At 70.0% G+C, this 12,525-nt stretch carries 14 protein-coding genes; 8 read left to right on the top strand and 6 right to left on the bottom strand.

From position 1 onward, the window contains the following. Nucleotides 1-124: 124 nt before the first annotated feature. The 7 genes from EAO76_RS02685 (at nt 125) to EAO76_RS44315 (ending at nt 8,305) form a co-directional block, all read left to right on the top strand. Nucleotides 125-1,474, top strand: a complete 1,350-nt coding sequence (locus EAO76_RS02685) for an esterase-like activity of phytase family protein (protein ID WP_148832919.1) — start codon at nt 125-127, stop codon at nt 1,472-1,474. Nucleotides 1,475-1,828: 354 nt separating this feature from the next. Continuing rightward, the gene (locus tag EAO76_RS02680; protein ID WP_148832917.1) at nt 1,829-3,319 is read left to right on the top strand and encodes an APC family permease; all 1,491 of its coding nucleotides are present in this window, start codon (nt 1,829-1,831) and stop codon (nt 3,317-3,319) included. Next, entirely contained in the window at nt 3,312-4,328 is a 1,017-nt protein-coding gene (locus EAO76_RS02675; protein WP_148832915.1) for an acetamidase/formamidase family protein, read from the top strand. Before EAO76_RS02680 ends, EAO76_RS02675 begins: the two co-directional genes overlap by 8 nt. A 34-nt stretch (nt 4,329-4,362) precedes the next feature. Further along, on the top strand, nt 4,363-4,956 hold the full coding sequence (locus EAO76_RS02670; RefSeq protein ID WP_148832912.1) for an N-acetylmuramoyl-L-alanine amidase: 594 nt from the start codon (nt 4,363-4,365) through the stop codon (nt 4,954-4,956). A 105-nt stretch (nt 4,957-5,061) separates the two neighbouring features. Continuing rightward, complete coding sequence (locus tag EAO76_RS02665; protein WP_148832909.1) at nt 5,062-6,312, top strand: GAF domain-containing protein; 1,251 nt, start codon at nt 5,062-5,064, stop codon at nt 6,310-6,312. A 102-nt stretch (nt 6,313-6,414) separates the two neighbouring features. Next, complete coding sequence (locus tag EAO76_RS02660; protein WP_148832905.1) at nt 6,415-7,938, top strand: aldehyde dehydrogenase family protein; 1,524 nt, start codon at nt 6,415-6,417, stop codon at nt 7,936-7,938. Between the two features lie 181 nt (nt 7,939-8,119). Beyond that, nucleotides 8,120-8,305, top strand: a complete 186-nt coding sequence (locus tag EAO76_RS44315) for a hypothetical protein (protein ID WP_187438439.1) — start codon at nt 8,120-8,122, stop codon at nt 8,303-8,305. A gap of 116 nt (nt 8,306-8,421) precedes the next feature. On the opposite strand, the gene EAO76_RS02650 is transcribed toward EAO76_RS44315, so the two are convergent. Next, entirely contained in the window at nt 8,422-9,405 is a 984-nt protein-coding gene (locus EAO76_RS02650; RefSeq protein WP_399461377.1) for an aldo/keto reductase, read from the bottom strand. A gap of 264 nt (nt 9,406-9,669) precedes the next feature. Here EAO76_RS02650 and EAO76_RS02645 point away from each other — a divergent pair, with 264 nt between their 5' ends. Next, nucleotides 9,670-10,248: a TetR/AcrR family transcriptional regulator gene (locus EAO76_RS02645; RefSeq protein ID WP_187438438.1), complete on the top strand. Its 579-nt coding sequence runs from the start codon at nt 9,670-9,672 to the stop codon at nt 10,246-10,248. A gap of 87 nt (nt 10,249-10,335) precedes the next feature. On the opposite strand, the gene EAO76_RS02640 is transcribed toward EAO76_RS02645, so the two are convergent. The 5 genes from EAO76_RS02640 to EAO76_RS45795 form a co-directional block, all read right to left on the bottom strand. Continuing rightward, nucleotides 10,336-10,521: a hypothetical protein gene (locus tag EAO76_RS02640; RefSeq protein WP_148832897.1), complete on the bottom strand. Its 186-nt coding sequence runs from the start codon at nt 10,519-10,521 to the stop codon at nt 10,336-10,338. A gap of 3 nt (nt 10,522-10,524) precedes the next feature. After that, a complete protein-coding gene (locus tag EAO76_RS45800; RefSeq protein WP_262375243.1) occupies nt 10,525-10,647 on the bottom strand; it encodes a hypothetical protein in 123 nt (40 codons plus the stop codon). Nucleotides 10,648-10,772: 125 nt separating this feature from the next. Beyond that, entirely contained in the window at nt 10,773-11,363 is a 591-nt protein-coding gene (locus EAO76_RS02635) for a helix-turn-helix transcriptional regulator (protein ID WP_222872134.1), read from the bottom strand. A gap of 8 nt (nt 11,364-11,371) precedes the next feature. Continuing rightward, nucleotides 11,372-12,151 carry an SDR family oxidoreductase gene (locus tag EAO76_RS02630; RefSeq protein WP_262375247.1) on the bottom strand — a complete coding sequence of 260 codons (780 nt, stop codon included), beginning with the start codon at nt 12,149-12,151 and terminating at the stop codon, nt 11,372-11,374. Further along, nucleotides 12,151-12,477, bottom strand: coding sequence for a hypothetical protein (locus EAO76_RS45795; RefSeq protein WP_262375242.1), 327 nt, complete (start codon nt 12,475-12,477; stop codon nt 12,151-12,153). Before EAO76_RS45795 ends, EAO76_RS02630 begins: the two co-directional genes overlap by 1 nt. Between the last annotated feature and the right edge of the window lie 48 nt (nt 12,478-12,525).

The raw sequence follows: 12,525 nt of genomic DNA, 5'->3' as shown, positions 1-12,525 counted from the left end.
CCGTGTGCTCCCGCCCCCGCCCGTCGCCGCGTTCTGCCCTCCCGTTCAGCTGGACGTCATCATGCGTTGACGAGGAGGGCGGAACCTGGCGGCCGTCAGGCAGTTCCGCGCCACAGGAGGCCCCATGTCCGCTCGTGTTGTCCGTCGTTCCCTCGCCGTCGGGCTGCCACTCGCCCTGCTCGGCACGGTGTGCGTCGCCGGGACGGCCACCGGGGCGCAGGACCGGCACGGGCATCCGGAGCGCACGGCGCGGGTCACCGGGAGCGCGGTGCTCGGCGACGTCCCGCTGGCCGGGTTCAGCAACCGGCTGCTGCCCGGGACGGTCGCCGACGACCGCGGGGTGAAGCTCGGCGGCATCGGCAGCGACATCTACCCCGCGGACCGCAAGGGCGAGTTCTGGACGGTGACCGACCGCGGCCCCAACGGGCAGATCAAGATCGACGGGAAGAAGCGGCGCACCTTCCCCGTGCCCGGCTTCGACCCGGCGATCGTCAAGGTCCGCGTCAGCGGGAAGCACCTCCGGGTGGTGCGGGCCATCCCCCTCACCACCCGCTCCGGCAACCCCGTCACCGGCCTGTCGAACCAGAGCTCCCGCGACGAGGCGCCGTACACCTACGACGCGAGGACGCCCCTCCCGTACGACCCGAACGGCCTGGACACCGAAGGCATCGTCCGCGCGGCCGACGGCACCTTCTGGCTCGTGGACGAGTACGGGCCCTCCCTGGTGCACGTCTCGGCCCGGGGCCGGGTGCTGGCCCGGTACGTCCCGCAGGGGCTCGGCCTGACGGGCGCCGACTACCCGGTGGTGGAGGCGCTGCCGGGCGTGCTGCTGCACCGCAAGGTCAACCGTGGTTTCGAGGGGCTGGCGCTGCTCCCGGGCGGCGACCTGGTGCTCGCGGTGCAGAGCCCGCTGTCGCTGCCCGACCAGGACGCGGGCGAGTCCTCGCGCAATGTGCGGCTGCTCCGCTTCTCGACGAAGAAGCACGCGGTCACCGCCGAGTACGCCTACCGGTTCGACCCGGTGGACGTGGTGGATCCGGGCGAGGACGACACCTCCGAGCTGAAGATCTCCTCGGTCGTGGCGATCGGCCGCGACGACCTGCTGGTGGAGGAGCGCACGGACAAGGCGGCCAGGCTGCACCGGGTGTCGCTGCCGCACGGCTCCGGCATCCTGGGCTCCGCCTGGGACGACCCGACGACGTCCCCGTCCTACGAGGAGCTCACCGACCCGTCGGCGTCGGGCGTGCCGGTGCTCCGCAAGCGTCTGGTGGTCGACCTGGGCAAGGTCGCGGGCGTGCCCGGGAAGATCGAGGGAGTGGCGGTGACGGGCCGGGACACGCTCGCACTCATCAACGACAACGACTTCGGGATGACCGACGGCGCCGAGGCGTTCGACGAGAACGGCCGACTGGTCGACAGTGGCGTCAGGACGTCGGTGACGCTGCTGAAGCTGCCGCGCCCGCTGCGCGGCTGACCCTCGACTCCCCCATGTACGGCGGCAGTTCGGCACGACCGGTCCGACGAGGACGCTTTTTGCCGTAACTCCATTGCGCACACGAGAAGTTCACACGGCCCGGACCGGCCCTCGGTACACACTCCCCCGAGAGCCGGTCCGGGCCGCGTCGTCGCCGCTGTCGCCGTTGCCGTCGCCGTCGCCGTCGCCGTCGCAACATCGTCGTACATTCCGGCGTTCTCCCCGTCCGCGGAACCGATTTCGTTCCCTGCCGTCTTCCCCCCGCCCTCGCCGCGCCCGTACGGTAGGGCGCGCAAGACGCTCGGCCGTACTTCGGACAACGCATTCCGGTCAGCGGGCAGAGGGAGCCACAGAGTGTCGGGGGATTCGGGCAGCGGGCTGTTGCGCGACGCCATCGGGCTGCGCGAGGTCCTTTTCCAGAGCATCACGGCGATGGCACCCGCCGCCGCCATCGCCGCGTCGATTCCGGCCGGTGCCGCGTTCGCGGGCGGCAGTCTGCCGCTGTCCGTGGTGGTGGCCCTGGTCGCATGCCTGTTCACCGCGTCGTGCGTCGCGGAGCTGGCCCGCCATCTGCCGGCCGCCGGGTCCGTCGCCACCTACTCCGCCCAGGGGCTGCACCCGGCCGTCGGCTTCCTCGTCGGCTGGGGCTATGTCTTCGTCGAGGCCCTGGTGCCCGCGCTGCTGCTGCTCCAGCTCGGTTTCACGACGGCGGGCACCCTGCACCAGGAGTGGTCCTCCTATCCGGCGGACCTGTGGTGGCCGTGGTCGCTGCTGGGCGCCGCGGTCATCGCGCTCGCCGGGTACTTCGGCGTGCGGGCCTCCGCCCGGTTCGGCACCGTGCTCGGTGTCTTCGAGGTGCTCGTCTTCGTCGTCTTCGCCGTACTGCTGATCGGGCAGGCCGGTTCGGACAACACCCTTTCGGTGTTCGGCACCTCGCACACGGCGGACGGCTTCGACGGCATCAGCGGGATCTTCGCCGGATCGGTCTACACGGTGCTGGCCTTCGCCGGTTTCGAGGCCGCGGCCCCGCTCGCCGAGGAGACGAAGAACCCCCGGCGCACCATGCGGCGCGCGGTGCTCGGCGCGGCGGTCTCCATCGGCCTGGTGTACGTCCTCACCACGTATGCGATGTCCGTGTACTTCGGGCCCGACAGGTTCGCAGGATTCGGCGGTTCGGGGGCGGCCTCCTGGGAGGGGGTGGCCCGTGCCTCGTTCGGGCTGTTCTGGGTGCTGCTCTTCCTCGCCGTGGTCAACTCGACGGTGGCCAACGCCAACGCGTCCGCCAACGTGTCGACCAGGACGGCGTTCGCCCTCGGCCGCATCGGGGTGTTCCCCCGGGCCTTCGCGAGGCTCCACCCGCGCCGCCGCTCCCCCGTCGCCGGAGTGGCCGTGCAGTTCGTGATCGCGGTCGGCGCGGCGCTCGGACTGGGCTTCGGCTACGACCCGGTGACGGCGTTCGTGCTGCTGGCCACCGTGATCGTCACGGTGATCATCGGGGTGTACATCGTCGTGAACCTGGCCTGCGCCGGATACTTCCTGCGCCGGCGGCGCGACGCGTTCAACCCCGTGCTCCATCTCGTGTTCCCGATGCTGGGCATCGCGGCGTTCGTGCCCGCGCTGCTGACGGCCGCGGGCATCCCGGCCTTCGACTTCGTCTCCGGACTCAGCGCGCCGGTCTCCTACGCCGGTCCGGTCGTCGGCGTCTGGATGCTGATCGGGATCGTCGTGCTGGCGGTGCTGCTGCGCAGGCATCCGGAGCGGGTGGCGCAGACCGGACGGATCCATCTCGACGACGACCCGGCGCCCGCCGGGCAGCCCGGACAGGAGCAGTGCAACGATGAGTGACCCCCGTGTCCTGACCGTCCGCCCCAAGGACGGCGAGTACGCCTGGACCTTCGGCGGGGCGGCGCCGGTCGCCCGCATCGAGCCGGGGACCTTCCTCGACCTGTACACGGAGGACTGCTTCGCCGGCCGGGTCCGCTCCGAGAAGGACCTGGTCTCCGAGGTCTGCGAGTTCCCCTTCCTCAACCCGCAGACCGGCCCGTTCCACGTGGTGGGCGCGGAGCCCGGCGACACCGTCGCGGTGCACTTCGTGTCCATCGAACCGGCCCGGGACTGGGCCGCGTCGACGACCGTTCCCCTCTTCGGGGCGCTCACCTCCACCCACACCACCGCCTCGCTCCAGCCCCCGCTGCCCGAGGTGGTGTGGATGTGGCAGCTGGACCGGGCGCGTCGCACCTGTCTGTTCAGCGCCCGGGACAGCGACGTCCAGGTGGAGCTGCCGATGGATCCGATGCACGGCACGGTCGGGGTGGCCCCGGCCAATCTGGAGGTACGGTCCGCGCTGGTGCCCGACGCGCACGGCGGGAACATGGACACGCCGGAGATGAGGGCGGGCGTCACCTGTTACCTGGGGGTCAACGTCGAGGGGGCGCTGCTGAGCCTGGGGGACGGTCATGCCCGCCAGGGCGAGGGCGAGACCTGCGGCGTCGCCGTGGAGTGCGCCATGAACACGGTGGTGCTGGTCGAACTGCTGAAGGGCGTCACCACGCCGTGGCCGCGCATCGAGTCCGACACCCATCTGATGTCGACCGGTTCGGCGCGCCCGCTCGAGGACGCCTTCCGCATCTCGCAGCTGGATCTCGTGCAGTGGCTGGCGCGGGACTACGGGCTGTCCGAACTCGACGCCTACCAACTGGTCAGCCAGGCCGGCGAGGCGCCGCTGGCCAATGTGTGCGACACCAACTACACCTGTGTGGCGAAGATCCGCAAGGAATGGCTGCCCGCGGGTGATCCCCATCGCGGACTCCACCGCCATCTGCGGGAGACCGCGGCCCCGCTGTCCCGTCCCTGACCGCATTTCCCCATCCCCCCACACAGGAGTGTTCATGCACCGCAGAAGGATTCTCCAGGGCGCCGCCGCGACGGCCGCCGCCGCCCTGCTCCCGGCCTCCGCCCGTGCCACGGCCGCCACCGCCGCGGGCGACACGGACTACCCGCTCGCCCACTGGAACCCGGCCTCCACCTCCAACTACACGGCTTCGAACCGCCCTTCGTCCTATCCGGTCCAGTACGTGATCATCCACGTCACCCAGGAGACGTACTCGGACACGCTCGGGATCTTCCAGAACCCGGCGAAGCAGGTCTCCGCGCACTACGTGGTGCGCTCGTCGGACGGCTACGTCGCACAGTGCGTCCGGGAGAAGAACATCGCCTGGCACGCGGGGAACTGGGACTACAACACGCGCAGCATCGGCATCGAGCACGAGGGCTGGGTGGACCGGCCGTCGTACTTCACCAACGCGATGTACGAGAAGTCGGCCCTGCTGACCGCCTCGGTGTGCGACCGGTACGGGATCCCGAAGGACCGGGCCCACATCCTCGCCCACTCCCAGGTCCCCGGCAGCGACCACACCGACCCCGGACCGAACTGGGACTGGGTGCGCTACATCCGTCTCGTCAATCTGTACTCGGCCGGCTGACGCGCCCGCGCCGCCCGGGCCGGTCGTCCCGTGCGTCGGAGTTGTCGCGGCGGCCTGCTGCGACGACGATGGGGTGTTCACGAAGCCCCTGGACGGGAGGGTGAGTTGACGGACCCCTGGGTGGCGCTGGCGGCCGATACCGACCCCGGCGAGCGGATCGGCCAGTTGCGCCGCGCGCACGAGGTGTTCACCACGGCGGGCCGACTGGAACGGCCGGTGAGACCGGTCGTCGGCGAGTCGTGGCGGCGCTCGGCGCGGGCCAGGGTCAGCCCGGACGGTGCGGCCCTGGTCGAGCTGGGCCCGGACGACCTCGGACCCTACCGGGACGGGCACCCCCTGGCCTCCGCCATGCCGGTGATCCGCGAGCTGATGGGCGCCTACGCGACGGACGGGGAACATCTGCTCGCGGTGTGCGACGCGCACGGCAGGCTGATGTGGGTCGAGGGGGCCGCGGTGACCCGGCGGGCCGCCGACCGGATGAACTTCGTGGAGGGCGCCCGTTGGGCCGAGACGGCGGCCGGGACCAACGCGCCGGGGACCGCCATCGCCGTGGACCGCCCGGTGCAGGTCTTCGCCGCCGAGCACTTCCTGCGGCCGGTGCAGCAATGGACCTGCGCGGCGGCGCCGCTGCACGACCCGCACACGGGCCGGGTCCTGGGGGCCGTGGACATCACCGGCGGGGACCGGCTCGCGCATCCGCACAGCCTGGCGTTCGTGCAGGCGGTGGCGCGCGCCGCCGAGTCGCACCTCGCGCTGCTCGCCCCCGCACCGGCCTGCGGGAACATGCGGCTCAGCGCGCTGGGCCGGGACGAGGCGCTGCTGGTGGCGGAAGGCCGCAGGATCCGGCTCGGCAGACGGCACAGCGAGATCCTGGTGGCGCTGGCCCGCCGCCCCGAGGGCATCGGCGGCGACGAACTCCTCGTCGAGCTGTACGAGGACGAGTCGGTGACCCCGGTGACGTTGCGCGCCGAACTCTCCAGGCTGCGGCGGCTGCTCGGCCCGGATCTCCTGCTCTCCCGCCCCTACCGGCTCTCCGCCCCGGTCGACGCGGACTTCGACACGGTGGCCCGCAGGCTGGCGTCGGGCGCGGTGGCGGCGGCGCTCGGCGCCTACCCGGGCCCGCTGCTGCCGGCCTCGCGGTCCCCGTCCGTCGTCCGGCTGCGGCACCGGCTCCAGGAACAGCTGCGGGCGGCGCTCATCGCGCGCGGCGATCCGGGGCTGCTGGCCGACTGGGTGTACAGCCCCTGGGGCGAGGACGACCTGCCGGCCTGGCGGGCACTCGCCTCGGCCGCGCCCGCTTCCCGGCGTCCGGCGCTGCTCGCCAGGGTCCGGACGCTGGACGCCGAGCAGCGGTAGCCGCTCCACGACGCGTGCAACGGGGTTGCAACGTACCGCTGCCTACCCTCGCGCCGAGGGCCGTCCAACGGCGGACGGCACCGGATCCGGGAGGCCACAGAGATGACCCGTTACGCCGCGCCGGGTGCCGAGGGCGCCATCGTCTCGTACGAGTCCCGCTACGACCACTGGATCGGTGGCGCGTACGTGCCGCCCGCCCGCGGTCAGTACTTCGAGAACCCCAGCCCCGTCAACGGCCGCCCCTTCACCGAGATCGCCCGCGGCACGGCCGAGGACGTCGAACTCGCCCTGGACGCGGCGCACGCCGCCGCGCCCGCCTGGGGGGCCACGTCGGCAAGCGACCGCGCGAACGTCCTCAACCGGATCGCCGACCGGATGGAGGCCCATCTGGAGGAGCTCGCGGTCGCCGAGAGCTGGGACAACGGCAAGCCGGTCCGGGAGACCCTGGCGGCCGACATCCCGCTGGCCATCGACCACTTCCGTTACTTCGCCGGTGCGTTGCGCGCCCAGGAGGGCTCGCTCGGCGAGATCGACGACGACACGGTCGCGTACCACTTCCACGAGCCGCTCGGCGTCGTCGCGCAGATCATCCCGTGGAACTTCCCGATCCTGATGGCGACGTGGAAGCTGGCCCCGGCGCTCGCGGCGGGCAACGCGGTGGTCCTCAAGCCGGCCGAACAGACCCCCGCCTCCATCCACGTATGGCTGAAGCTGGTCGCCGACCTGCTGCCGCCGGGCGTCGTCAACATCGTGAACGGTTTCGGGACGGAGGCCGGCAAGCCCCTCGCCTCCAGTCCGCGCGTCGCGAAGATCGCCTTCACCGGCGAGACGACGACGGGCCGGCTGATCATGCAGTACGCCTCCGAGAACCTCAGGCCGGTGACCCTGGAACTCGGCGGCAAGTCGCCCAACATCTTCTTCGACGACGTGTGGAACGAGGACGACGACTTCCGCGACAAGGCCCTTGAGGGCTTCACCATGTTCGCCCTCAACCAGGGCGAGGTCTGCACCTGCCCGTCACGCGCGCTGATCCAGCGCGGACTGTACGACGAGTTCCTGGAGGCGGGCATCGCCCGCACCGAGCAGATCGTGGCCGGCCACCCGCTGGACACGGACACGATGATCGGCGCGCAGGCCTCCGACGAGCAGTTGCAGAAGATCCTCTCGTACCTGGAGATCGGCCGGGAGGAAGGCGCGAAGGTACTCACCGGTGGTCAGCGGATCGAGTACGACGGGGAGTTGGCGGGCGGCTACTACGTCCAGCCCACCGTCTTCGAGGGCAACAACCGGATGCGGGTCTTCCAGGAGGAGATCTTCGGCCCGGTCGTGGCGGTCGCGCCCTTCTCCGACTTCGACGACGCGATCGGGACCGCGAACGACACCTTGTACGGTCTCGGGGCCGGTGTGTGGACGCGCGACATCAACACCGCGTACCGGGCGGGCCGCGCCATCCAGGCGGGCCGGGTCTGGACGAACTGCTACCACGCGTACCCGGCGCACGCGGCCTTCGGCGGGTACAAGCAGTCCGGGATCGGCCGGGAGAACCACAAGATGATGCTGGAGCACTACCAGCAGACGAAGAATCTTCTCGTGTCGTACTCGCCGAAGAAGCTGGGCTTCTTCTAGACGCACGGAAAAAGGCGCCTGAGCTGGGTTTTCACCCGTCAGGCGCCTTTCACCGAGCCGCTCTCGACCGAGCCCGGCTTGCACGCTGACTCCCAATTCATCCCACAGCCACTCCCTCCTGACCAGTACTTCCGGACCGGTCACGGACCAAATCCCCTCTTCAGCCCTCAAGCGCTTCACCTTGACTGACGCGCTGCCCCTCGTTCATGAACTGCTCGATGAGGCGGTTCGCCTGCTCTCGCAGGTCGTCGAGGAACTTGGCGTAGTGGCGGAAGAAAACCTCGATGTTCCGGCCTGCACAGCGGGCACATTCAGCCGGGTCCACTCCGGAGCATGGATGGGAAACTCTTTGGATTCCAACCCGTGAACATCTGACCTGCATCATTGTTCATCAGCGGAAGGAACCACAAGAATTTCCCATCAATATGGCCAGCCTGCGGAACATGATTTACCGTTTCTTCTTTCTTTTTCGCTCAACGACCGTCAGCGGCCATTCATATGCATGACAGCTTCTGGGTAGCGGGTTCCCGCCACCGCTTCCGGAGGCAGCGCCTCGTCCAGCCGCTGGTGGTCCTCTGCGTCGAGCACCACGTCCACGGCCGCGAGGTTCTCCTCCAGCGTGACCCTGCGCTTGGTCCCGGGAATGGGCACGATGTCTTCGCCTCGGTGGAGCAGCCACGCCAGGGCGATCTGGGCCGGTGTCGCCCCGTGCTTCGTGGCCACTTCGCGCACCACCGATGCCGCCGCCGAGTTGGCGGTGAAGTTGTCCCCCTGGAACCGGGGGTCGTAGCGGCGGTAGTCCGACTCCGGATACTCCCTCGCCGGCAGCGCCGTGCCGGTCAGGAACCCACGCCCCAGGGGCGAGTAGGCCACGAGACCGATTCCTCGCTCCCGGACCGCCGGCAGAATCTCCCGCTCGATGTGACGCTCCCAGAGCGAGTACTCCGTCTGGAGCAGGGCCACGGGACAGACCTCGTGGGCGCGGGCGATCGTTCCCGCACCGGCCTCCGACAGGCCGAAGTGGAGTACCTTCCCCTCTTGGATGAGCTCGCCGACCGTGCCGGCCACCTCCTCAATCGGGACTTCCAGGTCCACGCGGTGCTGATAGAGGACGTCGATCCGGTCGGTTTCCAGCCGCCCCAGGCATTCGTCGACCACTTTGCGAATGTGCTCAGGCTTGCTGTTCAGATCTCCGCGCCGTGTTCCTTCGTACTCCCACCCGAACTTCGTCGCGATGGCTGCCTCGTCCCGGCGGCCACGAAGCGCGCGGCCCAGAAGTTCTTCATTGACGAAGGGGCCGTAAGACTCCGCGGTGTCGAAGAAGAAGCAGCCTCGTTCGAGTGCCCGATGGATCGTCGCGATCGACTCCTTGTCGTCCGGAACTCCATAAGTCTGGCTCATTCCCATACAGCCGAGTCCCAGTGCGGAGACTTCAAGGCCGACGCTTCCCGGCCGACGCCGCGGAATCAGTGACGAGTTCAAATCCAGGGCCCTCCCCTCAGGTTCCCGTGGTTGTTTTCCCGACCCTCGGATCCGTTTTCCTTCTGCACATCCTAGAATCCGGACATCCAATCCGGGCCGAACTTACGGAACCAACTCCCCGCTTGTCAACGAGAATCATCACGGAGAACACGGATGAACAGGGAAATAAACATGCAAGACCTCCACTCCGAGGAACGAGAAGCTGAACCATCACCCCGTTTCGGGCCGGCGCTGCGTTCCCGCGCCCGGGTGCTGGAGGCCGCCCAGGAGGCGTTCGCCTCGGAGGGTCTCGGCATTCCCCTGGACGAGATCGCCCGGCGCGCGGGAGTGGGTTCCGGCACCATCTACCGGCACTTCACGAGCAAGGAAGCGCTGTTCGAAACGATCGTCCTCGGCCGTCTCGAACAACTCGCGGACCAGGCAGAGAAGCTGGCGGACTCGGACGACCCCGCTGCAGCGTTCTTCCAGTTCCTCTCCCTGACCATCGAGGAAGGCAGCGTGCGCAGGGACATGGTGGACGCCCTCGCCGGGGAGGATGTCGATGCTTCTGCCGCCGTGCCCCGGACAAGGCGCCGCCTTCGGCGGGGCATCGGCAAGCTGCTCTTCAACACGCAGCAGGCGGGAGCCGTCCGCGACGACATCAGTGTCGCCGACTTGATGGCCCTGATCACCGGGCTGATACTGGCCCGGAACCACAACGACGGTGGCGCGGCCGTGCCACAACGGGTACTGAGCGTGGTGCGCGACGGCCTGCGGCACGGCTGCGCGAACAACGTCACAGCAGTCCCGCCCGTTCGGCCAGACGGTACAGATCGTGGCGAACAGTGATGCTGTCCTGGCCGATCGCCTGCTTGAGAAGGTGCTGCGCGTAGACGTTGAACCGGACCTCCTCGGGCGAGGCCCGGACCGCCGGCATCAGTGCGAGCACCGCGCCCGGCCCTCACGGTCCAACGCGTCCACACTGTCGACGTGTTCGGCCAGTCGCAGCGCCTTGCCCGAACGGCCGAGCACGACCTCGCCCCGGACACGGTGGACCGCCACGTCCACCGGCCGGGCGGGCACCATCGTCCCCGAGGGCACCAGATCCGGCGCCGACGTCATGTCCTATGCGTCCTGGACCAGCATGGCGGCCCGGTCGAGCAACCGCTCGGCGCCGTGGCGGTCCCGGGCGAACGCCGCCGCCTCGGCCGCGGTGAGGTACAGCCGTACGCGAGCCGCGGTGGTCACGCAAGCGGGGGAACCGTCGCACCGCTCCAGGGCGTCGGCCGCCGTGACGCACATCTCGCAGGCCTCGGTCGGTGCCTGAAGACGCAGCAGAACATCGCCGAAGCCTTGAAGGCATGCCGCCTCGGTCAGTGGCGCCGAGGCCAGCCTGGCTTCGGCCAGCGCCCGGTCCGTCGCCAGCAGCGCCAGGGACAGGTCCCCCCGAACTGTGCAGATAGGTGGCGGCCAGCCGATGTGTTTTCGGCGCTCAGTCGGAGTGCTTCGGGGTCCGCACGGTCGATGTGCGGTCCGCAGACCCGTTCCAGCAGTCCCGGCAGGTTCGTTCGCACGGCGGACCAGCGCCGCGCGGACTGCCGCCAGCACGTCCATGCCTCTGTCGCCTCGGAGGCCAACCGGTCGATGTCGCTCGGCCGGTGGCCACCCGCGCGGACCGCCGCGCGGTGGCCGAGGAGCGCCGCCTGTATGTCCGGCGCCGCTCCGATCGTCGGCTCGTCGACCCGCCGGCCCGGCACGGCGCCCCCCATGAAGGCCGCGACCTCCTTCACCTGAAGGACGTCGGCGAGCCGCAGGAGAGTCGACAGCCGGTCCACCTGCCGCCCCTTGCGCTCGACCTGCCGCAGCCATTCGGAGCTGTGCCCGACCACCGAGGCAAGGGTCTGCCGGGAGAGCCCTCGTCGGCACCTGAGCAGTTCGATCCGTTCCCCGATCGTCTCTTGCACGACTGTCGTCATCCCGCCGTACGCCTCCCGGTACGCGGACGGCCCACGGGGTCCGAGCCGATGATCTCGTCGCTGCAGCCCGCGAGGCCGGTGAAGCCTCCGTTCACATAGACAACGTCTCCTGTCGAGTAGCCGGACGCCTCCGACGCCAGGTGGATCGCCGCACCGACGACCTCGTCCGCACGCCCGCCACGGCCCATGGGGGTCGCCTTGCGACGTTCCTCCGTACGCGCCACTCCGTCCGGTGAAATGGTGCCGGGGCACAGTCCGTTGACCCTGATGCGCGGGGCGCAGTCCCTGGCGAAACACCGGGTGAGCATCCACAGGGACGCCTTCGACATGCTGTACGGCGCTGCCAGCGGAACCGGTGCGAACCCGGCTCCCGAGAGGAGGTTGATGATGGTGCCCGGGCCGCCCTTCACCAACGTGTTGACGAACAGCGACGAGAGTCTCGCCGGGGCCAGCACATCGATGTCGAGCGCGTCCTGCCACTGCGCCGGCGACACATCGGCGCAGTGCGTACCGGTGGCCCCGAAGGCCAACGCGCCGTTCACCAGAATGTCCACCGTGTCGAAGTGTGCCTGCGCCGCGCCGGCCACCTGGTCGACGATGTCGGCGGCGCCGACATCGCGGTGCACGGTGCCCACGGCGCGTCCGGTCGAGGCGCGGATGGACTCGGCGACGTCTTCCACCGCTTCCTTGTCATGGTCGGCGAGGAGGAGGTCGGCGCCGGCCTGGGCGTAGCCCGACGCGATGGCAGCACCGATGTTCCGGCCCGCCCCGGTGATCAGAGCGTACGTCCGGTCAGCCGAAATCGTGCGAGGGCATCAGGCTGGTTCACTGGAGTACTTTCTCTCGGTCCGGTCCGCCGGTGGCGGGGCCCCTCCGGCACGGTGCCCGGCTCGGACGGCTTGGGCAGGAGCAGCGCGAGCACTGCGACGGCGGCAAGCAGCAGGGCGTCGGTCCGGAAGATCCGGTCCACTCCCCCGGGCTGCTGCCCCGCGACGGCGGCAAGCGCCTCGACCCCCATGGCACCGCCCAGATGGCGTGAGGTGTTGACGAGCCCGGAGGCGGTGCCGGCCCGGTCCGCCGCCACCCCACTGGTCGCCGCCATGGTCAGAGGGATGCCGACCGGCCCGAGGGCCAGGGTGACGAGGAGACC

It is taken from the genome of Streptomyces sp. sk2.1, assembly GCF_008120935.1.
Taxonomy (GTDB): Bacteria; Actinomycetota; Actinomycetes; order Streptomycetales; family Streptomycetaceae; genus Streptomyces.
Note: the sequence above shows the minus strand (reverse complement) of the source record. Positions and strands in the feature narration are given on the sequence as shown.

Coding starts and splice junctions, on each gene's coding strand:
- EAO76_RS02685 (WP_148832919.1), top strand. CDS start 125: ATGTCCGCTCGTGTTGTCCGTCGTTCCCTCGCCGTCGGGCTGCCACTC.
- EAO76_RS02675 (WP_148832915.1), top strand. CDS start 3,312: ATGAGTGACCCCCGTGTCCTGACCGTCCGCCCCAAGGACGGCGAGTAC.
- EAO76_RS02670 (WP_148832912.1), top strand. CDS start 4,363: ATGCACCGCAGAAGGATTCTCCAGGGCGCCGCCGCGACGGCCGCCGCC.
- EAO76_RS02660 (WP_148832905.1), top strand. CDS start 6,415: ATGACCCGTTACGCCGCGCCGGGTGCCGAGGGCGCCATCGTCTCGTAC.
- EAO76_RS02640 (WP_148832897.1), bottom strand. CDS start 10,521: ATGACGTCGGCGCCGGATCTGGTGCCCTCGGGGACGATGGTGCCCGCC.
- EAO76_RS45795 (WP_262375242.1), bottom strand. CDS start 12,477: ATGGCGGCGACCAGTGGGGTGGCGGCGGACCGGGCCGGCACCGCCTCC.